Raw genomic sequence first — 26,175 nt, 5'->3', positions numbered from 1 at the left:
TGGACGAACTCAAAATCTTTTGAAGAGATGGATCGCAATGAATCGTCGCCCCCTCCCTTTTGGCTCATGCTTGCTGGCTCTGCTAGCTCTGGTGGCAGTTTGCTTCCCCGCCACTGCGAATTCGGCCGATGACGTGGATGTCATCGTGGTCGCCTCGCCGGAACTGGACGCAGCCCTGCAACCCTGGATCGAAATGAGATCCGAGGAAGGACTTCGAATCGCGACCGTTCGACCAGCGAACACCGCGACGCTCACGCACCAAGAAATCTGGAACGCCGGTGGAGCCGCCACCCGTTACATCGTGCTTGTTGGCGACACCCCCGATTACGACACGCGTCGCAATCAATCGCACCAGATTCCCACCTGGATGATTCCTGCTCCGATCACCTCACGATTCGGATCCACGTCCACGCTGCCCACCGATCTTCCTTATGGTGATCGCGACGGCGATCGGGTCAGCGACGCTGCCATCGGCCGCTTGCCGATTCGGTCTGCCGAGCAATTGGCCAGTGTGGTCCAGCGGATTGAAGCGTACGAAAACTCAGACGACTTTGGACTCTGGCGACGCTCCTTTCAATTGACCGGCGGAGTCGGCGGCTTTGGGGCGATGGTCGACACCGCCATCGAATCCGTCACTCGCGGGGTGATCACGACGGTTCTGCCAGCGGATGCGAAACCACAAATTGCCTATGCCAGTCCCAACCATCCGTTTTGTCCTCCCGGCAAATCGTTCACCGATGCGGTCCTGAATCGCTATCGCACCGGCGCACGCTTTTGGGTGTATGCGGGCCACGGCCAAATCGATCGCCTCGAACTGCTGCAAACAACCGCGGCGGATGGGACGCCGGCAGCCCGCCAGCAGTGGTCGGTGGAATCCTTGCTCAACAATCAAAACACGACTCAGCTCAAACGAGCTCCCAACGGCGCGACCATCGCAGTGTTGCTAGCTTGCTTCGCCGGTGCCTACGACGCACCAGGAGACTGCTTGGCCGAACGCATGGTGCTCGCCGACGGAGGCCCCATCGCGGTGATCGCATCGTCTCGCTTGTCGATGCCGTATGGCAACGCTTGCATGGGACTCGGACTGCTGGAATCCGTTTACTCGGGTGGCCAACAAAACACCGGTTGCGACCGCATCGGAGACGCGATGCTGCATGCCGCTCGCAGCCTGCAATCCAAAGAACAGGGAAAACAATCCACCATGCGAGTCATGGTCGACACACTGGCCTCGTTGATTTCACCCGCGGGAACGGACCTGCAACAAGAACGCTTGGAACACGCAGCGCTTTATCAATTGCTCGGCGACCCAACCTTGCGATTGCATCCGCCTCAACCGTTGGAAATTTCCATTGAGCCCGCCCCCAGCAACCAGCCCGCACCCCGTTCGCTCAGCATCGCTGTCACCAGCCCGATCGCAGGAACCCTGATCGTTGCCATCGAACGACCGTTGACCGCGATCACGCAAACGCCCACCGATTCAAGCAAAGATCACGATGCCCATGGCACCACGATCACCGAGCACACCATCGAAGTTCCAGCCGGCAAACGTGTCCTGCAAACACTCCAGCTTCCCCTGGGAGAATCCGGCCCGTTGATCATTCGCGGTTTTGTTCATGGTAAAACAGGGTGGGCCAGCGCGGCCCAAAGAACCTTCCTCCCTGATTGACCCACCTCATGCGATTCCCTCACCTCCTGGCAATTTGCCTCCCCGCCTTCTTCACCACTCTTCCCGCCTCCGCCGCCACTCCCGATGATGTGGCGGGATCACGACCGAACATCGTCGTGATTTACATGGACGACATGGCTTATGCCGACATTGGCCCTTTTGGTGCCCAAGGCTACTCCACGCCAAATCTGGAACGAATGGCCAACGAAGGCCGCAAGTTCACCGATTTCAGCGTCTCGTCCGCCGTCTGCTCCGCGTCACGCTCGGCTCTTCTCACCGGTTGCTACCACCGCCGTCTCGGGCTGTCTGGAGCACTCGGCCCTCAAGCCAAGATCGGCCTGGCTCCCTCCGAAACCACCTTCGCCGAAGTCTGCCGATCCGCGGGCTATCGAACCGCCTGCCACGGCAAATGGCACCTGGGACATCACCCCAAATTCTTGCCGACCAATCAAGGCTTTGACCAGTTCTACGGCATCCCCTACAGCAACGACATGTGGCCGCTGCACCCGGACACCATCCGCCGTCAACAGAAAGATCCCAGCGACCCCGGCAATTGGCCACCGCTGCCAATCATCGAATCCTTCGCAGGCCAACCACCTCGAATCGTCAACGACAATGTCCAACCGGCCGATCAAGAACAGATGACGGTGGAACTCACCCGCCGCAGCGTCGAGTTCATCGAGGATCCATCCAGTGACAAGCCGTTCTTGCTGTATCTGCCTCATCCGATGGTCCACGTCCCGCTGTATGTCTCCGAGCGTTTTCGCGGCAAGAGCGGGGCAGGGCTGTTCGGCGACGTGATGATGGAAGTCGATTGGTCGGTCGGCCAGATCCTTTCGGCGATTGAATCCATCGACCAACAAAAGAACACGCTCGTGATCTTCACCAGCGACAACGGACCGTGGCTTTCCTACGGCAACCACGCCGGCAGCGCCGGTCCCCTTCGCGAAGGCAAAGGCACCCAGTGGGAAGGCGGCGTTCGCGAACCAACCGTGATGTGGTGGCCTGACACCATTCCTGCGGGCACCACCTGCGACACGTTCTGCTCAACCATCGATGTCCTGCCAACGATTGTCGAGTTGACCGGCGGCGAGGCTCCCACGCAAAAGATCGATGGTCACTCCATCCTGGACTTGATGTTGGATGTTCCGGGCGCGACATCCCCTCACGAATCCTTCGTCGGGTACTACAGCGGCGGGCAACTCCAAACGATTCGCAACGAACGTTTCAAATTGGTTTTCCCGCATGCCTATCGAACGCTTGGTGATCGCGAACCAGGAAAAGACGGCATGCCCGATGGTTATGCAATGACCAAATCCGGCCTGGAGCTGTACGACTTGGACGCCGACGTTTCGGAAACCACCAATGTGATCGAAGCCCACCCCGAAGTCGTCCAACAACTGCAGGCAGCCGCCGAAGTCTATCGTCAACAACTCGGCGACCGACTTCAAAAGGTCACCGGCACCGAAATCCGCGGCCCCGGAAAGCTCACGGACGACGAGCCTCAACTGACCTGGAAAGGTTCTCGCTAGCCTTGCGTTCTCAACCATTGAAAAAGTGAAATCGACAACTGCAAAGTGAAAAATGCGACTGGGGCGAACGTCTCCTAACCCATTTCAAATTGTCAATTGTCAATGGAACTTTCTCAATGACGCCATCCGACGCGAGCGCCGCCGTACGATCGGCTTCCAAGCCCGTCGAATAGAAACCCGACGCGTGAGCAAGGCTCCATCCCTCATCCCCACGCCAGCCCCATCCGGGGCGATGCGATGAACCCCGCCCGTGAAACGGGAGGGGTCGGAAAGCGAGCGTTCAGCGAGGTTTCCGGGGGAGGGCACGCGCACCGATGTCTAACCAACCCGCAACTCAAATTCCGCGACAGCCCAAGTCTCCAGTAGCGAAACTCGTCAAGAGTTTCGACTTGCACGATGGTTCGTCGAAAGTCTTGACGATTTTCGCTACCAATGCTGCGGACGACGACGTCCTAAACGTCACCAGCCAATCGCACGACCTCACCCAACTCCATCACCCCGTCATAGAGTGACCGACCGACAATCGCGGCGGGCATCTTCATCTCGACCAGCTGCTTGATGTCGTCATAGGTCGTCACGCCACCACTGGCCACCAACGGGATGTCGCTCGCGGCGGCCATCTCTGCCAACCCTTCAAAGTTGGGACCTTGCATCATGCCGTCTTTCGCGATGTCGGTGTAGACAATCGCTGCGATGTTTTCAGTTCGCGATCGCAATTTGGTCGCAAACTCAAACGCCGAGACGTCGCTGGTTTCGAGCCAGCCTTGTGTGGCAACCATGCCATCACGAGCATCGATGCCTGCGACCAACTTGCCGGGATACTTGTCGCACATTTCGACGAACCAGTCCGGGTCTTTCAACGCCCGCGAACCAACGACCAAACGGGTGACGCCCACTTTCAACAACGATTCGATCGTGGCTTCATCACGCACACCACCGCCCATTTGGCAGGGCAACCCGGTTGCCTCGATGATCCGCTGCACCGCGTCTCGGTTAGCGTCGGGACTGTCGCCTCGCGCGGCGTCCAGATCGACCAAGTGCAATCGTTTGGCGCCGGATTCCTGCCAGCGTTTTGCGAATTCGACCGGGTCATCCCCGAACGTGGTTTGCTGGTCGTAGTCTCCTTGGCGAAGGCGAACCGGTTTTCCGTGACGCAAATCGATGGCGGGCCAAATTTCCATGCGTGGTTCGTTTCCAGGTGTCTGCGAGGACAAAAATTGCGAGTTTGGGGCAGGGCAGAGCAGGGCAGGGTTGCGTCCGCGCTACCGTGAATACGCGTGAGGATAATTCGAGACCGCCGTTTGCTGGACCCGTCATGACAAAAATTCGCCATCTCGTGCTCGTCTTGGGTGATCAACTCAACCACGACTCCGAGGCCTTCGACGATTTTGATCCCGAAACCGATCGCGTTTGGATGGCGGAAAACGACGAAGAAGCCACCCATGTTTGGTGCCATCAAACTCGCCTGGTCGGATTTTTCAGTCCCATGCGGCACTTTCGAGACGAATTGATCGACCATGGTCTCAAGGTCCTGTACCACGAACTGACCGGGGATCGGCGAAAGGCTCGCGAAAGTTCATTTGCCAGCGTTTTGCGGAAAACGCTCTCGGCACACTCGGTCGAAAAAATCTTGGTCGTTGCTCCGGGTGACTACCGAGTTCGCGAACAACTCCAATCCACCGCCGAACAGGAAGACGTGCCGCTCGAGTTTCTCGCCGACAATCATTTCTACTGTTCACCCGACCAATTTGACGAATGGGCATCGGGTCGCAAATCGATGGTGATGGAACAGTTCTATCGAACGATGCGAAAGGAGCACAGCATCCTGCTCGACGAAGAAGGTGCCCCGGAAGGCGGTCAATGGAACTTCGACCAAGACAATCGAAAGACTTTCGGCAAAGGCGGACCGAAAGATGTGCCACCGACGCCCTCATTCGAACCTGATTCGATCACACGCGAGGTGATCGCGATGGTGCGAGATCGATTCGAAGACCATCCCGGCAAAGTCGACCGGTTTGATCTGCCCGTTTGCCGCGACGAGGCGTTGGAATCGCTCGATGATTTCATTGCACACCGTTTGCCTTGGTTCGGCACCTACCAAGATGCGATGTGGGAAGGCGAAACCTTTCTCTATCATTCGCGATTGTCTCATTCAATCAACTTGCACCTGCTGTCGCCGAAAGAGGTCGTCGATGCAGCAGTCAAGGCTTATCAAGATGGTGACACGCCGCTGAACTGCGTGGAGGGTTTTGTACGACAAATCCTTGGGTGGCGAGAGTACGTCCGCGGAGTCTATTGGAACCGGATGCCAGACTACGAAGAACGCAACGCTCTTCACTGCGACTCAGAACAAGATGTTCCGCCGTTCTTCTGGGACGGAAACACCGACATGGCCTGCGTGGCCGATGCGATGCGATTGCTGGTCGACACGGCCTACGCGCACCATATCCAACGATTGATGGTGCTTGGATTGTTTGCTCAACTTTTTGGCACACACCCGTTGCGATTCCATCATTGGCACATGGCGATGTACGCGGATGCAATCGATTGGGTCAGCCTGCCCAATGCACTTGGCATGAGCCAGTACGGCGACGGCGGCCTGATGGCGACCAAGCCCTACTGCGCCACCGGCAAGTACATCAACCGAATGAGCAACCACTGCAAGAATTGCCGCTACGATCCCGCCAAATCGACCGGGGACGACGCCTGCCCGTTCACGACGCTGTACTGGGACTTTCTCGACCGTCACAAACAACAATTTCAAAGCAACCATCGCATGACGCTGCAACTGAAGAACATCGAACGAAAGGACTCCTCCGAGTGGTCTGATATCCGCGAGCGAGCTCAAAAAATCCGCCGTGGCGAGATCCACTTAAAAAACGGTTGAGAACGACTCGTTGGTCATCATGGACTGGACCGAGCCTCCGATTCACAAGGACGCTGAAAGCAACCGATCGACGTGAGCAACGTGGGCTCCTTGACTGGATGGTCAAAACTTTCCTCTGGCGGTGCCCCCCGGCATTTGGTATCGGCGATCACTGCTGGTCCCTTCCCACCGATTACTCTCTGACTGGAGCCCACCACAATGTTGCTGCGAATCCCTCCCACGTCCCGTCGTCTCGCTTTGATTGGACTGGCCTGCCTGGGAACACAGAGCGTTCTGGTCCCCCACTCGGTCGGAAATGCAAAGGAATCATCGGTTCTCGAGCAATCCGAAGACACGTCCGGCGAAACCTTCACACTGACACACTCGCTTCAGCCTGGGCAAACGCTGCGTTACGAAGTCACGCACATTGCGAAAACGAAGACTCGGATCAACGGGTCCGAAGAAATCGCCAATGTCCACACGACCAGCAACCGAGCCTGGACCGTCGCGGAAGCCAGCGATTCCGAAATGACGTTCGATCATTCGATCGAATCCGTCGCCATGACCCAGCAAAACGGCGACGCCGAAGAAGTTCAATGGGACAGCACCAGCGGGGAAGAACCACCCAAAATCTTCAGCGTGGTCGCCTCGCAAATCGGGACCCCGCTGGCCACCGTGACGATCAATCAGCAGGGCCAAGAAGTCCGCCGCGAAGATCATGCGGGTTCCAAGTCCTCACTGGGAATGGGAACACTGGCGCTGGCACTGCCTGACAAGCCCATCAAAATTGGCGAGTCATGGGCCGTTCCCTCCGAGATTCAAGCACGGACCGAAGACGGATTCGTCAAGCAAATCAAAATCCGCCAGCTGTACACGCTGAAGAAGGTCAAAGCTGGCGTGGCAACCCTGAGCGTGAAAAGCGAAACGTTGACTCCGATCGAAGAAGAATCCTTGCGGGCACAAGTCATCCAGCAACTCAGCAACGGAACGCTGCGTTTCGACGTCGACAACGGCTACTTGCTCAGCAAAGAACTGAACTGGGACGAATCCGTCGTCGGCTTCCAAGGCCCGGGCAGCATGATGGAATACCGAGCCAAGATGTCCGAGGAACTGCTGCCCGAAGACAGCCCCACGTCGGTTGCCACCAAAAAGAGCAGCCAACGCTGATCGCGTCACGATTCGCTCCTGAGATTTCCTTCCTATGTAGGCCAGGTTCCACCTGGCGGGGTGATTGGACGGTACTCGTTTGAACTCGAGAACCAAATTGTGACTCGCCTCGCTTTGTGCCAAAGCATCGGCTCGTGCGCCAGGTGAAACCTGGCCTACGTAGCTAGAGCGTCGCCGCCATTCTCGGAGGACTCCTCTCCCCCGTAGGCCAGGTCCTACCTGGCGGGGTGATTGGACGGTACTCGTCGAACTCGAGACCAACATTGCGACTCGCCTCGCCTTGTGCCAAAGCACCGGCTCGTGCGCCAGGTGAAACCTGGCCTACGTAGCTAGAGCGTCGCCGCCAGTCTCGGCAGACTCCTCTCCCCCGTAGGCCAGGTTCCACCTGGCGGGGTGATTGGACGGTACTCGTTCGAACTCGAGAACCAAATTGTGACTCGCCTCGCTTTGTGCCAAAGCATCGGCTCGAGTGCCAGGTGAAACCTGGCCTACGTAGCTGCCCTACGTTGCTTCGATCATCTCCTACGGTTCACGCAAGCGATCTGCCATCTGACGCAACTCGTCGATCATCAGGTCTTGCTCTCGATAGAACACGGGAGCTCGAGGCGGTGATGCGAGTTCCTGGTGACCGAGCGAGTTCTGCGCGTTGCGACGGTCCTTCAACAACTCACCCCAAAGCAGCCGTTGCTCGGCCAGTTCGGGGTCATCCCACTCGGGCAAGCCGTCCTCGAGTTGCTCCAGCGTAGTGCGAACTGCCACGTCGAGTTTCCGCTCGAAACGCTTCTGCTCGATCCCCAAACGATACAGCGGGTCCGAGAGCGGAGCCTCCAAGAACGGCTTCTCGTTTCCCAGCTCATCGTCGAACCAGCCGCTCCAGTCTCCCGTCTGAAAACGTTGCCATTCGGCGATCAGACATCGTTGGCGACTCTCACGACGCAGGTCCTCGCTGGCCAGTTGATCGACCACTCGCACAAACACCTCACGATCCATTCGATCCTCTTCGCCCTGCGGGAGAGGCCGATCACTGAACAAGTTTTGATCGTAGGCAATCTGCCTCAAGCCAGCGATCACGATCCACTCATTGGTTTCAGCGTTCTCAAGCAATTCCCCCAACGCACCAAACTTCGGTGCTTGCTCCCGAGATAGTGTTGACCACTTCGCAGCAACCTCAAGAGCTTTGCGGCGAAGCGGTCGCCAATCGAAAGGATGGTACTGACCTGCATAGAAATAACTTCCATCACTACGAAATGTACGGGTGCCCGACTTCATTGAAATAGGTGTGCTCACGCACAAACTGTACAACTCTGATTGCGAGACCGACTCGCCCATCATCTTCACAGGCCCCAACTCCTTCTCCAGTGCGAGCGCCCGGTCGCGAAATCGTTCCGGTTGGTTGCCGTATATGGCTTCGACCCTCGCCGAACCGGACCAATTGATGCTCGGATCCAAACGGATAGTGAATTGCATCTTGCCTGCGTCTGCGGTGCCCACATTTGGAAATTCCGTTTGCAGCATGATCTTCTTCATGCCCTCGTCAAACCGATCGAGCGGATAAACATCCGCATTCAATTCGAGATTCCGAGTCCCTGGCAACACACCAATCGTGGACTCGATGACTTCAGGCGTAACCGGCTCCTGAACGATTGCCAGCATCTCTTTGCGCCACTGCGGCATTTCCGGCGGCGTTGTCCACCAGCGATGAGTGAACAGACACAGACACATCACCCCCAAAGCCAGCAAGCAATACGCCAACCCTCGTCCCCAAACAGCAGCCGAAGAAACACCTTCCATGACCAAGGGCGTCAAACGCCGAGTTGCGAACAGCAACACCCCGGCCGCCAGCCACAGCAACCCGGTGTAGCCTCCGTAGAACGCGAGCAGGCCAAACGCGGGTAGCATCCAGAGCAGAGCCACCACAGGTGCGCCAAAGAACGCCAGCGATGGACGGCGGCCCCATTGCCCCGTCAAAACACCGATCAAGAAAAGAAGGGTTTGCACAACCACGCTGAACGCAAAGGCTTGCCACAAGTTCACGGTTCCGTATGGCATCCCGATGTACAAATCGAGGCCAGCACTGAATGGAAACAAAACCATCAAGAACGACGATGCCAAGGCGGTTGGGATCAATCGAGTCACCCAAATCAGGTTCGGCGACCAACCACGGTCGGCGAAGAACCCTTGCCGCATTCCCCGTCGATCTCCATGGAACGTGGCGACTCCCAGCATCAGCTGTGCCGCCGGCCATCCCAAGACAATCAACGCTCTCTGGATATCAGAATCTCCTCCCACCAGGCCCCAAACCACTGCGAACATCGAGAGAGAGCAAGCGACGCCAATGACCAAACGAGTCTGCCGAACCTGTTGCCAAAGCAACGCGCGGAACGGACGCGGTTTGGCATGCCAAGCCACTTGCACCACGCTTGGTTGCCAAGCCGAAGTCGAGGCCACCGCTGGAGCCTGCCAACGGTGATCACTCGCACCGGCCAGGCGATGGCGAGCCAAACCGGCGATCACGGCCCCCAGTGCAACGAGACAAACCACAGCAAAACACAAAATGGCAACACGCTGACCAGCGGTCGCCTCCAAAAACGTGACTCCATGATGGAAATGTGTGCTCACCAACCCGGCGATCGAGTAGTTCCACAATAAGGTCAGGCCCACGATCAACGGGATCACCAACATCACCGAACCAACCGGATTGCGAACGATCAACGCCGCGATCCAGCCGCAGATCAGCAAGCCGACTCCGTAAACCATCAACTCGAAGATCGATTCCGAACCAGAGATCCGTCCGATCTCGCCCCAGTCCCACTCGCCCCGCAACACGACCCAAGAAAGCACAAAGCAGGCTGTGGCGATCAAGACCGCCAGTGCCCAGGCGGCGAACCCGACCAATAACTTGGACAACAACACTTGCGACCATGTCACCGGCAACGTCCGCAACCAATCCAGGGTTCGTTCTTCGTTCTCCGTGCCCAGAGAAATCGGCGGAATTCCGAGTGCCACCAAGTTCGGCAACAACACCCACAACACGGAAAGCGTTGCGAGGCTCGGATCCGAGACCGGATCGATCGCGGCACGAAGGACCGCCAGGAAGAACAACGCCGCCGTGCCGATGACACCCGCCAACAACAGCGTCTGCAGCATCCGAAAGTCTTTCCAAACCAAATGCTGAAACGCTGATCGTGGACGTGAAACGGCCGGGTAAGCAAAAGCATCAAGCGAAGTGGCCATCGTTCACCTCCTGACGACGATCGAAAACCGAAGGTTCATCCCGAATGGGTTGACCACAAACCGCAATGAAAACTTCTTCCAGCGTTGGCACACTGACATGGAATTGCCGCACACCGTCATCAGGTCCCCAGTGCAGTTCCCCGGCGTCGTTCCAATCCGTGATCACCCAGCGTCTCTGCCGACCGTTGTTCATTTCGCTCAGCACACGTCCCGGTAAATCCGGTGACTCGACGTGAGCGTCATCCATCGTTGCCGTCACGATTCGAGTGTGCAATTTCAAGTCGTTCATCGACTGAACCAATTTGACTTGGCCGCCATGAATCATCGCCACCATGTCTGCGACTCGCTCGACTTCATTGATGTGATGACTCGACAGCAATACCGTTCGCCCCGCAGCGGCACGGTCGACCATCGATTCCAAGAACTGACGACGGACCATTGGATCCAAACCGCTGGTCGGTTCATCCAAGATCAACAGTTCCGGATCATGAGCCGTCGCGAGCGCCAGAGCCACTTTGGCTCGTTGCCCTTTGCTCATCGATTTGATCTTCGTCGCCGGTGGCACCTGAAACTCTTCGATCAATTCGCGATACCGGGGGATAAAACCTTCGTCGTAAAACGCACTGACGAACCACCCGATCTCCGGCGGAGTCATCCACTCGTAAAGTGCCGGCGAGTCAGACACGTATCCGATCTTTCGCCTGATCTCCTCGGAGTGCTGTCCGCAGTCATGTCCCAGGATCGATGCCGCTCCCGAATCCGGCTTTTGAAAACCGGTCAAGATTCGAATCAAGGTTGTCTTGCCAGCACCGTTTTCACCTAGCAAAGCGAACACCGTCCCCGCCGGAACACGCAAACTGACGTTGTCCAAAGCAACCGTGTTTCGAAACCGCTTGCTCACTCGATCGACTTGAATGATGCCCCCTGGTTCAACATTCGGCCGAGCCTGGTGCGAATCATACGCTGGGCGATTCGAGGCGATGTCAGAAGCTTCCCGCGTCGTTGGCTCACGTCCGACAGAATCCAATTCATTCATGGCTCGGCTCGTTGTTGGAGGAAGAAACAGATTCAAGGCTTGATTCGTCCGAGTTGGACTTCGCGGAGGCTGCACTCAATCGCGAAAGCTCGGATTCAAAGAGCGACCGCAATTGATCCGGTGACATCCCGCCAGCAATCGCATCGGCCAAAGCACGGCGAACACCGTCCCCCACCAAGTCATCGCGGGCGGCCGTGCAGGCATCCATCGCATCGCGACGAACCACCATCCCGCGACCACGCAGCGGTTTGAGAATCTCTTGGGTTTGCAACTCGCGATAAGCTCGCGCGATCGTGTTGGGATTCAGCGCGATGTCGCGAGAAAGCTGACGCACACTGGGAAGCATTTGGCCACCAACCAGCGTGCCATCGGCAACAGCCAGCTTGACCTGCCGAACGATCTGCTCGTAGATCGGCACGTCGCTGGCCGCATCAATGGAAAAGAACATGGGCGTCTCCTGAGAAGGAGTTCGAGGCAGCAGACGCCGCACCGAACCTGTGTGCTACCACGATAGCACACCAAGGGGTTCGGTCAATGATTTTCAGCCAAAAATATCGACACAACCGTTTCGACCGGACTTGAGACCCGCCTGATCCATCGATCTTTCTCCTTGGCCAACGAAGTGAACAGGGTGCCACCAATCAGCGAGCCACCCTTTCAAAACCTCGCATTCAAACAGCGTCCACGCGAATCTGCTCCGCTCGCGTCATCCGCCACCATCCATCTGATCACCGAAGCCAATTGCCGATGTCGACCGCCGACTCAGCCACTCAACCCACCACAACCCGTTCGGCCTTTCGAGTCGATTCGCTGGCGATCGGCATGATCGTGATGCTGGCGATGACAGTGCTCGGCCGGGGCATCGGCTTCATTCGCGGGATGGCGTTCTGCCGATTGATGGACGACACGGATGTCGGACGTTGGTCAATGGCGTTCGGATTCATCACGTTGATCACCCCGGTGATGCTGCTGGGAATCCCCGGCGTGCTGCCACGATTCACCGAACACTTCCGTCTTAAGAAGTCGCTCACACCGTTTGTGCGTCGGATCGCGATCGGGACCCTGACATGCACCACGATTTTCGTCACAACCATGTTGTGGCTTCCCGATTGGTTTGGCTGGATCGTTTTCTTGCAACCGCAAGACAACCGGCTGATCTACGGCGTTGTCGGAGCCGTGGTGGGGATGATCGCCTACAACTTTGTCAGCGACCTCAACGGTTCGTTGCGACAAGTGCGCATGGTCTCATGCATGCAGTTCATGCAGGGCGTCGGCTTCACGCTGTTGAGCGTCGCTTGGTTGATCTCCGGCGGGTCGTTCACGGGGGTCGTGTGGATGTTCGCCGCATCCTGCTTGATCGCATCGATCCCTGGCCTGTGGTCTCTGATTCGTTCCTGGGAATCAGCCCAGCAGATCTCGGACTCCAACGACGCAATCACGAATTCTGCTCAAGAGCCCGAAACGCAATCACCTGACGATGACCTGCCCTTTGGTTTGTGGGACATGATTCGCAGGCTCGCGCCGTACGCAACGGCGCTCTGGCTGATGAACTTGATCGGCAATCTGTTTGAGCTTTCGGATCGCTACATGATCCTGCACTTCATCCCGGCGACCGAAACGTTGTCGGCGGAGATCGCAGGACAAGCCGCGGTGGGGCAGTACCACTCGGGACGAATCATCCCGATGCTATTGCTCAGCCTGGGAACGATGATCGGCGGTGTGATGCTGCCGTATCTGTCGGCGGACTGGGAAGCCAAACGCTTTGAAGCAGTGCAGACACGATTGCGAGACGCGTTGCTGGCGGTTTCGATCGTGTTCACCAGCGGCAGTGCGGTGGCCATTCTGCTGGGGCCTTGGATCTTCAACGTTCTGCTGCAAGGCCGCTACACCGACGGGATGACACTGATGCCGATGGCACTGTGCTTCTGCACTTGGGCAGCACTGGTGACCGTTGGGCAGAACTACCTTTGGACGGTTGAAAAAGGAAAATGGATTCCCGTCGCAATGGCAGCGGGCCTGACCAGCAACTTGGCACTCAACGCGTGGTTGCTGCCGATGCTGGGTCTGCAAGGAGCCGTGATCGCGACGCTTTGTTCTCACGGGGTCGTGATGACCGGCGTGTGGCTGGCCATGATCGGTTGCGGCTACAAACTGGACCTGACTCTGGTGGTGCTGTCGCTGCTTCCGGTCAGCCTGCTGTTTTCGCCGTACGTCGCATTGCTGTTCGCAATCGCGATCGGGTTGATGGTTTGGAATGACGACGCCACCCGCCACCGTTGGCTGAACAGCCTGCCCGAGAAGGTTCGCTCGAAGCTGATGCCGCTGGGTTGAGCCTAAAAGCTTTGCGGCGATTCGATTGAAAAGGTTAAATTGACAATTGACAATTTTAAATTGCTTGCGGCCCGTTCATCCCAACAGCATTTTGCACTTTGCATTTGTCAATTGAACTTTTTCAATGATTGCATCTAACGTGAAGCAATCTCGGGGCTTCCGCCCCGAGCTACGGAAGACGGCCCCATCCGGGGCGATGTCGACGAATCACTGCTATTCCACGCGAACCTTTCGCGGCACAATTCGCACTTGTATCCCTGCCGGCGTGAATCACGGTTGGCTCGATATTGCCGATCATCGCACACCGTGCGGGCGTTCCTCCGCGAACGCGGACAAACCCTCTTTCGACGGCCTTGACGATCGCCCCAAAAATGGCGTTTGATACGGGGATGAACGCTCCCAACGACTCCACCGACGCTCGGCATCTCGGCCCCGATGAAATCGAGGCCAAAATTCCCCACCGCTCGCCCATGCTGTTGCTGGACGAGGTGCTGGAAATCACCGAAAACACGCTTCACGCCCGCAAAACGTTCTCGGCCGACGAGTTCTTTGTGCAAGGACACTTCCCGGGTTACCCACTGGTCCCCGGAGTGATTCAGTGTGAATGCTGCCTGCAAGCGGGTGCGATTCTGCTGTCCGAACACACGCCCGACGTGGGCGAATTTGTCCCCGTGGTGACTCGCATGGACAGCGTGAAGTTCAAAAACATGGTCCGCCCCGGGGACACCGTCGACATTCACGTGACGCTGAAGGAGCGACTTTCCAACGCGTTTTTCATGACCGGCAAAATGCTGCTCAATGGAAAAGTCACCACGCGACTGGAGTTTGCGTGCAGCATCACGCCAGCGCAGCCCAGCCCAGCCCCTGACGTGGATGCAAAATCGTGAGCACCGAAAACACCGCCGCGTTCGACTTCCTGGGGATGACCGACAAGACATTCCTGGTGATGGGAGTCGCCAACAAAAAGAGCGTCGCGTTTGCGATTGCCAAGCAAATTGAACAGGCCGGCGGGGAGGTGATCTACGCCGTCCGCAGTGAGTCTCGCCGCGAGAGCTTGGCCAAATTGCTGTCTGGTCGCCGCCTGATCATTTGCGACGTGGAACAACAATCCGACATTGACGCGATGGCCGCCGAACTGGAGCGAGACAATGTGACGCTCGCCGGGATGGTGCACGCGATCGCCTTTGCCGACTACAGCGATGGCATCCGTCCGTTTCACGAAACAACGCGACGTCAATTCCTGCAAGCGATCGATATCTCGGCTTTTTCTCTGGTCGCGGTTTGCAACGCCATCAAAGACCGACTGGCCAGTGACGCCAGCGTGGTCACGATTGGAATCAGCACCACGCGAATGGCCAGCGAAAGCTATGGCTTCATGGCCCCGATCAAAGCGGCCCTCGAATCATCGCTGGCCTTTCTGACCAAATCGTTCAGCCGGTTCAGCCAAGTCCGCTTCAACGCGGTCGCGGCCGGCCTGCTGAAAACCAGCGCCTCGGCAGGCATCCCCGGCTATGTTGATTCGTACCTGTACGCGGAAAAAGTCATCCCTCGTGGGGAAGCAGTGACGACGAACGAAGTCGCGTCCACCGCGGCGTTTTTGTTGTCTCCACGCAGCAGCGGCATCACCGCGCAATCGATCGTGGTCGATGCGGGCATGTCGATCAACTACTTTGATGCGGAAGTGGTCGGCGCGGTCACGAACGCCTCCGTTGACTGAGCACCATCTCGCAAACGAAACATCCCCAGATTCGCCTTCACACCAATCGCACCTTTCCAACTTTGAGTTTTCGGGCATGACCCAAGCCATCTACATCAACGGGCAATACTTCTCACGCGAAGACGCCAAGATCAGCGTTTACGATCATGGGCTGCTGTACGGTGACGGCGTGTTCGAAGGCATGCGGATCTACTCGGGCAAAGTGTTCGCTCTCGAAGACCACATGACGCGACTCTACGAGAGCGCTCGTGCGATCATGCTGGACATCCCCATCGAGATCGACGCCCTGACAACAGCGGTGAACGAGACCGTTGCCAAGAACGGCCTGACGGAAGGCTACATCCGCTTGGTCGTCACGCGTGGCGGCAACCAGTTGGGGCTCAACCCGTTTTCCTGCGAAGATCCCCAAGTGATCATCATCGCGGACACGATCTCGCTTTACCCGGAAAAGTTCTACACCGAAGGCTTGGAACTGATCACAGCCTCCACGATCCGCAATCACCCGGCCGCACTCAGCCCTCGCGTGAAGTCGCTGAACTACCTCAACAACATCATGGCCAAGATCGAAGCCATCCGGGCCGGATGCATCGAAGCCGTGATGTTGAACACCAAAGGCGAAGTCGCCGAGTGCACCGGGGACAACATCTTCATTGTCCGCGGCGGCCGTTTGATCACACCTCCGATCGACGCAGGCATCCTGGAAGGCATCACCCGCAACACGGTGATCGACTTGGCTCGCGAAAATGGGATCGAAGTGGCGGAGGAAGCGATGACCCGTCACGACATCTTTGTCGCCGACGAATGCTTCCTGACCGGCAGCGCCGCCGAAGTCATCCCCGCGGTCAAACTCGATGGCCGAGTCATCGGCGACGGCAAACCCGGTCCAATGACGCAAAAACTCAACGCAGCCTTCCGCGCATTTGTGGCTCGCTGACGAAGTCGCCAAGACTTTCGGCCAACACCCAACACCGAAACTCTTGACGAGTTTCGCTACGACATTTCCGAAACTCTTGGCGAGTTCCGCTACGATCAAATCCCTTCCTCCGCTGAGAATGCTTCGCGGAGATGTTGGAGGTTGCGAGGGTTCTGCCCCAGGTCCCCTTTGCCGACGCGAGATTGACTTTCCGCGTCGACCCGAGTGACCACCTCACCGGTGGGAGACACTTCCTCCGTCAATTGCACGTGGACATCGTCGACGAACCGCAGCCACTTGGTTCGACGCGTCAAATGGATGACCTGGGTTTGACCGGCGACCGGTGCGTCAACGGAGTCGTCCGCGATCGATTCCACTTGCCAGATCGGTTCCGACTCCACCCAGGTTTCTAAATCACGACGCACTTCGGCGATTGGCTTCGGCAATCGCAACGGTCGCTTTCCTGGATCCGTGGCGGAATCATCCCACTTGGCGTGGTTGTTCGTCCAATCTCGCCCCCAATCGTCGACGAGCGTGACAACTCGTGCAACAATTGCCAACGTCACCACTCCAGCGATCACCGTTCCTGTCATTGCTCTTCTCGTTCTTTTCTGCGAGCGGTCATCCCGCCGATCACTTTGAATTGTCATGTCGACCATGGACCTGTTTGCCGATCAAGAAGCTGACCACCTGTTCGCTGCTCAACCCTTGGCTGCGCGAATGCGTCCCAAGAAGCTATCTGAGTTTGTCGGCCAGCAACACATCCTAGGTGAAGGGAAACTGCTCCGGCGATTGATCGCCAGCGGTCGCATCGGCTCGATCCTGCTGCACGGTCCACCGGGCACCGGCAAAACCACGCTCGCTCACTTGATCGCGTCAGAACAGAACAGCGAACTGGTCACCCTCAACGCAATCAGCAGCGGCGTCAAAGACGTTCGCGAAGTGCTGGCCAAAGCACGCGACCGAGTTTCCGCAGGCGACCCGAGACCGTTGCTGTTCATCGATGAGATCCATCGTTTCAACAAGTCCCAACAAGACGCTCTGCTGGCCGATGTGGAATCGGGCATCATCTCGCTGATCGGAGCCACGACCAGCAACCCCTACTTCGCTGTCAACGCCGCACTGATCAGCCGCAGCCAACTGTTCGGGCTGGAACCCGTTTCGGTGGACGACATGCGAACGCTGCTGAAGCGCGCCATCACCGCCCGGGAATGCGGACTGGGAAACCAGAACGTCAAGATTGCCGAGGATGCGATCGAGTACCTCGCTGCCGCCGCCGACGGCGACGCTCGCAAAGCCCTCACGGCACTCGAAGTGGCCGTGCACAGCCACGAAGATCCAGCGGCAACCATCTCGCGAGAAGATGTTGCTGAATCCATGACCGGCCGCATCGCGGGCTACGATGCCACCGGCGACGATCACTACGACCTGGCCAGCGCGCTCATCAAAAGCATCCGCGGCAGCGACGTCGATGCGTCCCTGTACTGGCTCGCTCGGATGCTGGAAGGCGGCGAAGACATTCGCTTCCTCTGCCGACGGTTGGTGATCTTGGCCAGCGAAGACATCGGCAACGCGGACCCGCAAGCGTTGATGCTTGCGGTCAGTGCCATGCAGGCCTGTGAGATGATCGGTCTTCCCGAAGCTCAACTCACGCTGAGCCAAACAGTCGCTTACCTGAGCCTGGCCCCGAAAAGCAACGCCGCGACCACGGCGATCAGCGCCGCACGCCGCGACGTACGAGAGCGACAGGTCATCCCTGTTCCGAAAATGCTCCGGTGCGGTCACTACTCCGGTGCCGAAGAACTGGGTCACGGCGATGGCTACCAATCGGCACACAACACGGATGTCGGTGTGGCAGAGTTGGACTACCTCGGCGTCGACCGACGTTACTACGAACCGGTTGAGCGCGGGTTTGAATCAGAACTCAGCCAACGCTTGCAAAAAATCCGCGAGCAACTGGGAAGAGAGACGGAATGATCGCGGCTGCTCGCCTCTGACTCACCACCTCATTCAATGGGTCGCTCGACGCTACAGCCAATCCAACTGCGTGATCTTCCGCAGGCGGTCCTCAAAATTCCCCAGCAGACCGCCGACCAAAACCCATTCCTGTTTGTCTCTTAGTTCGATTTCGCCGAACTTGTTGATCCTCAGAATGGAGTCGCCGTTGACGCCAGCCTCATGCAGCTGGCCCATATCAATTTCGCCTTCGTTGATGACATCCAACAACGATTTGCCGGTGAGTTCGATGAATTGCATGATCGCAACCTAGCAGACAGTGACTAAGACGAGCCGACACAAACAAGTCGACAAAGACGAGAGGTTTCTCATTGCCTCATGGAACTCGTCCAACCGCCCAGCTTAATTCATCGCAAAAGGTTTTCGACAACCGGCGTCAAATCTCGCCCAGAAAATTCGAGGGCCTGAACCTCGCCCGCTTGGTCAATCACAGCCACGAACAGCAATGAAACGGCCCCAAACCGATAGGCAATCGAGTTTGCGACGGACGCCTCCGGGTCGGAAACACTGCGAAAACTCGGGAACGAGATTTTATTGCGAGACTCAAACGCTGGAACGTCTGTCGACTGAACATCCAGATTCATCCCCACAATCGCAACCTTCTCCGGGTACTGGCGAGCGATCTCTTGGAGGTTGTCGACAACCATCAGCGAGTCCGGGAATGCGGCGGACCAAAACGGCATCAAAACCACCTTCCCGCGATAACTCTCCAGCGAGAGCTCATCGCCCTTCGTGCTCGGCAAATCAGGATCGAATGCCTTGCCGAGAATCTTCTCACGATTGTCTCGAGCTTGAATTGCCGCCCGTGCCTCACGCCCGCGATCGTCCTGCAGGGAAGCAAACTTGTCGTCCAAGACCTGGTAGGTCACCGACATCAAGTCTTCGCGACCGACGGTTTCCGCCTCCAGACTGGCAGCGGCTAAAAACTGAGTGGTCAGCAGGTCGGGTTGTTCATCCGCCAACGTTTGAATGGCTTCCTTCCAATCGCTCGGCGAGACCGCTGAATCTGCTGCGGTCGTGTTCTCGTTCGCTTCCGTGATGAATTGTTGCATCAGATCTTGAACGCGACGGGTCGCTTCGCTGACTTGCAAACTTGGACCAGCAATCTGACGCGCCATGTCAGCGAGTCCCACCATCTCGCTCGCTTCGCCAGCACCATTTTCGATCGGCTCCACGAACTCTTCTAAGATCATGGAACGCACGCGAGACGCTTCCTCGACATGATCGAACTGCATCAACGTGTCTCTGGCCTGGCCCATCACCATCAACGTTGCCGCGTCGGGAGCAGAACTGGATTGCAACAGCCGGTCGATCTGAGAAACGACCTTGGTTGCCGCCTCCGATTTTCCGTTCCGCAGGTTTTCGATCGCAAAACCGATGAGCACAAGCTGACTGTCCGAACGAACGTCTGGATCAGAATCGTTTTGCAGCTCCTCTGCCAACTGTTGCAGACTCTCAGCCGATTTCAGATCCCCCATGGCAGCCAGATGCGAGAGCGACTGCAATTCGCCTCGCCGGCCAATCGCCTGATCCCTGGGCGATGATTCTGCGTGTTCGATCAACCGCCGAGATGCTTCGCGTTTCAGCGAGACGATGCGTTTCAATTCGCCAATGGCGGTGGCTTCATCCTCAATCCCTGACTCTCCACTGACGATCATCCGCATCTCAATGTCCGCTTCGGACAGGAACGTTCGCAGCTTCTCTGGGCTCAGTTCATGCGCCAACTGCTTCGCTTGCCCGCTCGTCCCAGACGTGATCGTTCGTGGAACCTGGATGGGGGCGGTCTTTTCAGAAGTGGCAGCTTGTCTGCCTGGCTCGACTTCATGAACTGGCGTGACCTCACCGCGTTGCTCCTCGTTGCGTTGCCCGGCGTTGGGCAGGGAGGAACCAGTCGGCTGACCACTGTCAGCCGGATCAGCATATTCAGTCGCATCGGCGTTTTCGATTGACTCAGCAGGAGGTTGCCTGGTGCAGCCTCCAACAACTGGGGTCAACAGAATCGCAACCACGCCGGCCCAAACGGTCTTTGGGAGGCGAGCAATCACGAAAGCCATGTGAGGTCCAATCATCCAATGTCATCCTTGAAGAATCAAAGCTGACATTCTACCGGGCAAGAGCCCAGTTCGAATACCGTTCATTCGGATCCGTGCGTCAGGCGAGAGCAGGTCTCGCCACCGTCACAGGATTTCAGGCGGCGGTGTGATCAGAAGACAACGTGTCGAGCAAGTCAGCGAAGCGATCATCTGCTTCACGACGACGACGCAAACGCTCGGCGACACTCCAACTGCTGCGGATCTTCATCACGCGGCGAGTGATCTCAGCGTCCGACGGCGAAGTCTCATTTTGCGACGCAGCTGAGATCATCGAGACGTTTTCGAGCGACGGCATGGTTTCGGTCAACATAGCGGTTCTTCCTGAAACGGGGCTTTTCTTTAGTCTCGGTACCACACTGACGCCGGCACCGACTCGTCTGCCTTCATCCGAGGCATTGGCGTCTGGCAGGAGTGTTATGCAACCAGGATGCCAAAACGCTGAAAACCAGAAAAATCGTTCCAACTCATTCAACCGAATCTCACAACAGCAAGCGATTCCGGGCCATTTCGCGGGGAAAAGCGAGCAACCCCGTTTCCGATTGATTTCTCAGGAAAGGGACACCGTGGAGTTTCACTGATCAACACTGGCGGTTTGGAAGACATCTTTTTCAAAAGCTTGTAAATCTTGCCACGCCCTTTCGGGCAAACGCAGCAGTGAGATCGATTCCGGTTCGCCCAAGGTCAAAAACAGTGCGTGGAGACGTTCCAGCAGAATTTTGCGCCCTTCCAACGATGAACCGCGGCCATGCAGGTCAACGTACTGAATGGCCTGACCGTTGTCGTAAACCGTGCCATCGATTTGCCAGCCCTGGGCCTGATTGGCCCAGGTGAACGAACCATCCCATTCGAAAAACAGTCCTTCCAAGTTGTCAAAGCGGTCCGCGACGGTCTCCATGGACACGTCAAAAGCCCCCCGGTCAGTGCCGTACACGTACGCTTGGAATGAAAAAACAGCAGCCATCGCAAATAAAATCGCAAAAGGAGGAGGGGATGAATCGAGAACGCGACACTTCGTATTTGCAAGCAAATACGGTGTTTTTGCAATCGCCACCCCTCTACGAGGCGACGAGCACAAGATTTTTCACTGTTTGTCAACCCGGATTTCCTTGACCGGATCGTTTTTTGTCCTAGAGTTGTTGGACCAAGGATCCCTGTCCGTACTCCCTTCCACAACCTGTCCACTATTCGTCGTTGACTAGGCAGTTGTTACTAGGAGGCAGGCGGCCGCAAAAAGGAATGAGCCATGTTGGTACTCTCGCGAAAGAAAAACGAAAGCATCGTCATCAACAACGATATCAAAATCGTTGTGGTGGAAATCCGTGGAGACAAAGTCCGCCTCGGCGTGGAGGCTCCTCGCGAAGTGCCAGTTCACCGGCGTGAAGTCTACGATGCGATTCAACGGAACAACGAAGCGTTCGATGCGAACGCCCCAGCGGATTCCAACGACGTTTCTTAGGTCGAATTCCCGCACACAGCACGTTCGTGAAGGCACATTCGGCCTCCTGACAAGTTTTTTGTTCTCGTCAGGCAAAACGAGCCTCTGGAACCCTTGACGCCTTCAGGCGATCTTGGTTTGATACTCGCCTCGTTGGCACGCCAGCTTTTGTTGGCAAACCGACCGGCCCCTTCGTCTAGCGGTCTAGGACATCGCCCTTTCACGGCGGTAACACGGGTTCGAGTCCCGTAGGGGTCACTGAATAAGTCGTTTGCCTGAAAAGGCAAACGACTTATTTTTTTGCCTTGTCAGCAGAATTGATGCCGCATCGACGCACTGGCCCTTTCCAGACATTTCGCAGGGCGATCGATTCCACCCTCCCAGCTTGGAGGGCGTGCAGTTCATCCATGCCGATCCAGCAGTGACTTGCAGACCCCGGCGCGTGCAGAGGCCGTGCAGCTTTTCAGCGCTGTGCTTGCAATGCCTTAAGAACCCCGCCCGTGCAGCGGGAGGGGGCGGAAAGCGAGCGTTGAGCGAGATTGCCGGGCGAGCGGCTGCGTTGTTTCCAAGTGGTTTCTGGATTTCTGCATGGTTTATTTTCCTTGACCATTGCGTTGAGAACTACCAATAGTTATCGAATGCAGGCGGTGGCGACTACTTTGTACGGTTTGCCCTGAGAGCTCAGACGCTCGGAAAAGGCTCTGATCGTCGGGTTGAATCGCATCGCCAATAAGGTCGCCATGTAGAGCGTATTGCGAACACTTTTGGGTTGACGACGCTGACGATGTGTCCCGCCTGCACCAATTCGATGACCAGCGTTTTTTCGTGGCCTCCGGTGGCCTCAACGACGACGAGCGCTGACTTTGGCCTCGGCAGCTCTTTGATCATCGCTTTGATAGCGGAAGGCTCGTTGGCAACTTTGAGGACCGGGCCATCGATTGCTTTGGAAATGTCGAGCTTGGCTTTGGCAACTTCGATTCCGATGAAGTGATCAAAGTTCATTTTGGAAGTATCCCTTCCTTGCATATGCGAGCTCGTCGCCTTCGGGGGCCGACGGCTCTGGCGGCTGTTCGGGCTTGTATCTAAGGCCGACGACGATCCCGCTCCCCCGCGTTCTCGCTTGCCGCGGAACAGAGGGCTATCGATCTGTCGCCGACCGCGAGTGTTTTGGCCTCTTCGCTACGCTCCGAGGCCAGAACACTGGCACTATTTATTTGACCGGTAGATGAAGCGTCTGCAACCATACAAGGGCAGGGCAGGCAAGGCGTGTGACCAGACGTGTCACGGGGGGGGCGATGATGGATGGGTTATCTTGCGCCCGCCGGGAAGAAAAGGAGCTCACACGTTATGTTGTCTGAATCATCGTTGTCCAATCTGGGCGATCCGACTCTGAACTTTCCTCCTTTTGTCGCCGCTTCCGTGCCCGCTGACTCGTCCTCGTCTGAACCGACCCAGAACGAATTGTTCGAAACCGATCCTCCCCCTTGGGAGTTGACGGTCGGCGAAGACGTTCAGCTTGCGTCGATCGTGTTCGCTCGATCGCCGCACGGGCCCTACGATTACCGAATCCCGGACAACTTGCTGGATGTCCTTCGCCCGGGGATGCGTGTGGGCGTGCCGCTGGGGCATCGCAAAAAGCCCACTCCCGGTTGGTGCGTGTCGATCAAGACGGGCAATGCGGCGCAACAAAAACTTCGGGATGTGGCCGAGGTCATTGATGATGAACCGCTGTGCGATGCGGCTCTGGTTCGCTTGGTGATGTTCATCGCTCATTACTACCAGGTCCCCGCTGGCCAAGTCTTTGACACGCTGATTCCCGCCAGCGTTCGCGACAACGCGGGCACGCGGAAGACAACTTACTTCCGGCCTGCACCGGGGCTGACCGAAGAGCAAATTGCCAAGTTGCCGTCCAAGCAGCAATCGGCGATGCGGTTCTTGATCGCTCAAGATCGACCGATGACCGCCGCAGAACTCGCGATCATGGCCGAGTGCACCGAAGACCCGATTCGGCGGTTGCGAAAGAAGGAGTTGTTGGTGACGGAGGTGCGCCGGGAACTCAGCCAAAACATCCGCATTCGGGCTCAGTCCAACGACGGTGAAACCAAGCAATCGCATGACCTGACGCCACAACAAGAGAACGCGTTGTCTCGGATCAACTCCGCCGTCGACAGCGGACGCGGCCGGACGTTGTTGCTGCACGGTGTGACCGGCAGCGGCAAGACCGAGGTCTACATTCAGGCGATCGAGCATGTTGTCAAGCAAGCGGGATCGGCGATCGTGTTGGTGCCCGAGATCAGCCTCACGCCTCAGACCCGTGGGCGGTTCGAAGATCGTTTCGACAACGTCGCGGTGTTGCACAGTCAGATGTCCGCGTCGGAGCGTCACTTTCATTGGCAGCGGATTCGTCGAGGGGAAGTCCAGGTCGTCATCGGGCCTCGCAGTGCCGTCTTTGCGCCGCTGCCAAATCTGGGGTTGATCGTGATCGACGAGGAACACGACACCTCCTTCAAACAAGACAAGCAGCCTCGCTATCACGCTCGCAAGGTGGCCCATGCCCGAGCGATGGCACTTGGCATCCCGCTGGTGTTGGGTTCCGCAACGCCGTCGATGGAAGCTTGGCACGCGACGCAAACCGGGCACGCGGAACTGGTCACGATGTCGGAGCGGGTCGGCAATCGTCCGATGCCCGATGTTCAACTGGTGGACTTGCGAGTCAAAGAGGAACGCGGCAAAGGAGGCGCGATCAGCCGTCCCTTGCACGCGGCGGTGCTCGAAACGCTGAAAGAAAAAGGACAAGCGATTCTGCTGCTCAACCGACGTGGTTACGCGACGACGATCCAGTGTCCGGCTTGCGGCACCGTGTGTGCGTGTCCCGATTGTGACATGCCGCTGACGCATCACCGTGATGGTGGCAAGGCGATGTGCCACTACTGCGATTACACGATCCCGACGCCGCCCTGGTGTCCGGCGTGCCGGTTCGATGGAATTCGTTATGGCGGCCTGGGCACGCAGCGATTGGAAATGGAAGCGAAGGCCCGGTTCCCCGATGCTCGCATCGCTCGGATGGACAGTGACACCATGAAGCGTGCTGGCAGTCACCAACGCGTGCTGTCGGAGTTTCGTGCTGGAGAGATTGATGTGTTGCTGGGCACGCAGATGATCGCGAAAGGGTTGGACTTTCCCAACGTGTTGCTGGTCGGTGTGATCAACGCGGACTCGGCGTTGCACTTCCCTGACTTCCGCGCCGCCGAACGGACGTTCCAGTTGGTCACTCAGGTCGCTGGTCGAACCGGGCGTGGCGATCGTGGCGGCCGCGTGATCGTGCAGACGTTCACGCCTGAACATCCAGCCATTCAGGCCGCGGCGAGGCACGACTATTTGAAGTTCGTCGAAGACGAAATGGTGAACCGCAAAAAGTTCAACTACCCGCCGCTGGGCAGTGTGGCGCGGATCATCATTCGCGGTCCACTGGAAGACAAAACCGAATCCGTGGCCGACGCGATTGTCGACCGCTTGGAAAAGGCCCGTGACCTGCTCAAAGCGGAGGTCCGCATTCTCGGTCCCGCCCCACCGCCGATCGTCAAAATCAGCGGCAAGTATCGTTTTCACTTGTTGTTGCAAGCCACGGAAGCGGCGGTTGTCGGCGAAGTCATCCGGCGTGGCTTGGCGGATTTCAAGGTGGATCCCAAGGAGGAAATTGAGTTCTTGGTCGACATCGATCCCGTCAATTTGATGTGATCGAATTTGGTCTTCGTGCGACTAACACGAGGGGGGAAGGCGTGAGCCGCCTTTCCCTCGTCGATGGGCCCCAGCACCCAATGCAAACCCGACGTGTGAACGAGGAATGAATGCACTGGACTCATTCCTCGCTACGCGTCGGGTTGCCTGGGCAGAATGCGTGATTTGAAAAGGAAACGTTCAAAACGTTTGAGCGTGGGACCGCATCGCACCCCAACGCTCGCCTGATCTGGGGTGATGTTGGTGAACCTTGGCCGCGAAGAGGTTGTGCGGCTTTGTCTGGACCTGCCTTTGGGTGTGCGGGATGTGTTCAGGGAGGGGGGGGGCGGTGGGGCCCCTGCTGGGACCTCTGGTTGCTTGCGAAGACACTTGGCGAGAAGGTTGGGTGGACTCCATCCGGATGCGCAAATGAGTGGTGACAAATTTTCACG

At 57.4% G+C, this 26,175-nt stretch carries 19 protein-coding genes, 1 tRNA gene and 5 pseudogenes; 12 read left to right on the top strand and 13 right to left on the bottom strand.

Annotated elements, in window-relative coordinates:
* Positions 1-37 precede the first annotated feature (37 nt).
* Together RISK_RS25435 and RISK_RS25430 are read left to right on the top strand one after the other, a co-directional pair.
* Positions 38-1,666, top strand: coding sequence for a C25 family cysteine peptidase (locus RISK_RS25435; protein WP_047817131.1), 1,629 nt, complete (start codon positions 38-40; stop codon positions 1,664-1,666).
* A gap of 8 nt (positions 1,667-1,674) precedes the next feature.
* Positions 1,675-3,198, top strand: coding sequence for a sulfatase family protein (locus tag RISK_RS25430; RefSeq protein WP_047817130.1), 1,524 nt, complete (start codon positions 1,675-1,677; stop codon positions 3,196-3,198).
* 452 nt (positions 3,199-3,650) lie between these two features.
* Here RISK_RS25430 and hisA read toward each other — a convergent pair whose 3' ends face one another.
* Complete coding sequence (hisA, locus tag RISK_RS25425; RefSeq protein WP_047817129.1) at positions 3,651-4,379, bottom strand: 1-(5-phosphoribosyl)-5-[(5-phosphoribosylamino)methylideneamino]imidazole-4-carboxamide isomerase; 729 nt, start codon at positions 4,377-4,379, stop codon at positions 3,651-3,653.
* Positions 4,380-4,513: 134 nt separating this feature from the next.
* On the opposite strand from hisA, the gene RISK_RS25420 reads away from it, so the two are divergent.
* Both RISK_RS25420 and RISK_RS25415 read left to right on the top strand, forming a co-directional pair.
* The gene (locus RISK_RS25420; RefSeq protein ID WP_047817128.1) at positions 4,514-6,085 is read left to right on the top strand and encodes a cryptochrome/photolyase family protein; all 1,572 of its coding nucleotides are present in this window, start codon (positions 4,514-4,516) and stop codon (positions 6,083-6,085) included.
* A 198-nt stretch (positions 6,086-6,283) separates the two neighbouring features.
* Positions 6,284-7,060: pseudogene (locus RISK_RS25415) on the top strand (DUF6263 family protein); the annotation flags it as partial.
* A 25-nt stretch (positions 7,061-7,085) separates the two neighbouring features.
* Here the strand turns inward: RISK_RS25415 and RISK_RS33710 are convergent.
* The 6 genes and pseudogenes from RISK_RS33710 to RISK_RS25400 all read right to left on the bottom strand — a co-directional run.
* Positions 7,086-7,331, bottom strand: a pseudogene (locus RISK_RS33710) (hypothetical protein); the annotation flags it as partial.
* Positions 7,274-7,525, bottom strand: a pseudogene (locus RISK_RS33705) (DUF1589 domain-containing protein); the annotation flags it as partial. The pseudogenes RISK_RS33705 and RISK_RS33710, both read right to left, overlap by 58 nt.
* A gap of 27 nt (positions 7,526-7,552) precedes the next feature.
* Positions 7,553-7,714: pseudogene (locus RISK_RS33275) on the bottom strand (hypothetical protein); the annotation flags it as partial.
* Positions 7,715-7,753: 39 nt separating this feature from the next.
* The gene (locus RISK_RS25410; RefSeq protein ID WP_047817126.1) at positions 7,754-10,465 is read right to left on the bottom strand and encodes an ABC transporter permease; all 2,712 of its coding nucleotides are present in this window, start codon (positions 10,463-10,465) and stop codon (positions 7,754-7,756) included.
* Positions 10,449-11,366 carry an ABC transporter ATP-binding protein gene (locus RISK_RS25405; RefSeq protein WP_047817157.1) on the bottom strand — a complete coding sequence of 306 codons (918 nt, stop codon included), beginning with the start codon at positions 11,364-11,366 and terminating at the stop codon, positions 10,449-10,451. Before RISK_RS25405 ends, RISK_RS25410 begins: the two co-directional genes overlap by 17 nt.
* Before the next feature lie 127 nt (positions 11,367-11,493).
* Positions 11,494-11,949 (bottom strand): GntR family transcriptional regulator, encoded by a 456-nt coding sequence (locus RISK_RS25400; RefSeq protein ID WP_047817125.1) that lies wholly within the window; start codon positions 11,947-11,949, stop codon positions 11,494-11,496.
* 299 nt (positions 11,950-12,248) lie between these two features.
* Here RISK_RS25400 and RISK_RS25395 point away from each other — a divergent pair, with 299 nt between their 5' ends.
* From RISK_RS25395 to ilvE, 4 genes are all read left to right on the top strand, one after another.
* Complete coding sequence (locus RISK_RS25395) at positions 12,249-13,832, top strand: lipopolysaccharide biosynthesis protein (protein ID WP_047817124.1); 1,584 nt, start codon at positions 12,249-12,251, stop codon at positions 13,830-13,832.
* Positions 13,833-14,203: 371 nt separating this feature from the next.
* Complete coding sequence (locus tag RISK_RS25385; RefSeq protein WP_047817122.1) at positions 14,204-14,719, top strand: 3-hydroxyacyl-ACP dehydratase FabZ family protein; 516 nt, start codon at positions 14,204-14,206, stop codon at positions 14,717-14,719.
* The gene (locus RISK_RS25380; RefSeq protein WP_047817121.1) at positions 14,716-15,549 is read left to right on the top strand and encodes an SDR family oxidoreductase; all 834 of its coding nucleotides are present in this window, start codon (positions 14,716-14,718) and stop codon (positions 15,547-15,549) included. Before RISK_RS25385 ends, RISK_RS25380 begins: the two co-directional genes overlap by 4 nt.
* 76 nt (positions 15,550-15,625) lie before the next feature.
* Positions 15,626-16,483 carry a branched-chain-amino-acid transaminase gene (gene ilvE, locus RISK_RS25375; protein ID WP_047817120.1) on the top strand — a complete coding sequence of 286 codons (858 nt, stop codon included), beginning with the start codon at positions 15,626-15,628 and terminating at the stop codon, positions 16,481-16,483.
* Between the two features lie 95 nt (positions 16,484-16,578).
* Here ilvE and RISK_RS25370 read toward each other — a convergent pair whose 3' ends face one another.
* Complete coding sequence (locus RISK_RS25370) at positions 16,579-17,055, bottom strand: DUF1499 domain-containing protein (protein ID WP_047817119.1); 477 nt, start codon at positions 17,053-17,055, stop codon at positions 16,579-16,581.
* Between the two features lie 64 nt (positions 17,056-17,119).
* Here RISK_RS25370 and RISK_RS25365 point away from each other — a divergent pair, with 64 nt between their 5' ends.
* Positions 17,120-18,439 carry a replication-associated recombination protein A gene (locus tag RISK_RS25365; protein WP_047817156.1) on the top strand — a complete coding sequence of 440 codons (1,320 nt, stop codon included), beginning with the start codon at positions 17,120-17,122 and terminating at the stop codon, positions 18,437-18,439.
* A 51-nt stretch (positions 18,440-18,490) separates the two neighbouring features.
* On the opposite strand, the gene RISK_RS25360 is transcribed toward RISK_RS25365, so the two are convergent.
* The 4 genes from RISK_RS25360 to RISK_RS25345 all read right to left on the bottom strand — a co-directional run bounded on the left by RISK_RS25360 (position 18,491) and on the right by RISK_RS25345 (position 21,532).
* Complete coding sequence (locus tag RISK_RS25360) at positions 18,491-18,718, bottom strand: hypothetical protein (protein WP_047817118.1); 228 nt, start codon at positions 18,716-18,718, stop codon at positions 18,491-18,493.
* A 107-nt stretch (positions 18,719-18,825) separates the two neighbouring features.
* Complete coding sequence (locus tag RISK_RS25355; RefSeq protein ID WP_047817117.1) at positions 18,826-20,547, bottom strand: TlpA family protein disulfide reductase; 1,722 nt, start codon at positions 20,545-20,547, stop codon at positions 18,826-18,828.
* A gap of 118 nt (positions 20,548-20,665) precedes the next feature.
* A complete protein-coding gene (locus RISK_RS25350) occupies positions 20,666-20,881 on the bottom strand; it encodes a hypothetical protein (protein WP_047817116.1) in 216 nt (71 codons plus the stop codon).
* Positions 20,882-21,142: 261 nt separating this feature from the next.
* Positions 21,143-21,532 carry a hypothetical protein gene (locus tag RISK_RS25345; RefSeq protein WP_236696693.1) on the bottom strand — a complete coding sequence of 130 codons (390 nt, stop codon included), beginning with the start codon at positions 21,530-21,532 and terminating at the stop codon, positions 21,143-21,145.
* Between the two features lie 282 nt (positions 21,533-21,814).
* On the opposite strand from RISK_RS25345, the gene csrA reads away from it, so the two are divergent.
* Positions 21,815-22,027, top strand: a complete 213-nt coding sequence (csrA, locus tag RISK_RS25340) for a carbon storage regulator CsrA (RefSeq protein WP_007327053.1) — start codon at positions 21,815-21,817, stop codon at positions 22,025-22,027.
* Positions 22,028-22,191: 164 nt separating this feature from the next.
* Positions 22,192-22,264 (top strand) — tRNA-Glu (locus RISK_RS25335).
* Positions 22,265-22,640: 376 nt separating this feature from the next.
* Here RISK_RS25335 and RISK_RS33270 read toward each other — a convergent pair.
* Positions 22,641-22,769 (bottom strand): annotated as a pseudogene (locus tag RISK_RS33270) (IS110 family transposase); the annotation flags it as partial.
* Between the two features lie 584 nt (positions 22,770-23,353).
* On the opposite strand from RISK_RS33270, the gene priA reads away from it, so the two are divergent.
* The gene (priA, locus tag RISK_RS25325; protein WP_047817114.1) at positions 23,354-25,744 is read left to right on the top strand and encodes a replication restart helicase PriA; all 2,391 of its coding nucleotides are present in this window, start codon (positions 23,354-23,356) and stop codon (positions 25,742-25,744) included.
* The last annotated feature ends 431 nt before the right edge of the window (positions 25,745-26,175 follow it).

This window comes from Rhodopirellula islandica (assembly GCF_001027925.1).
GTDB lineage: Bacteria > Planctomycetota > Planctomycetia > Pirellulales > Pirellulaceae > Rhodopirellula > Rhodopirellula islandica.
The sequence above is the reverse complement of the archived record's forward strand: the minus strand, read 5'-3'. Positions and strand labels throughout refer to the sequence as shown.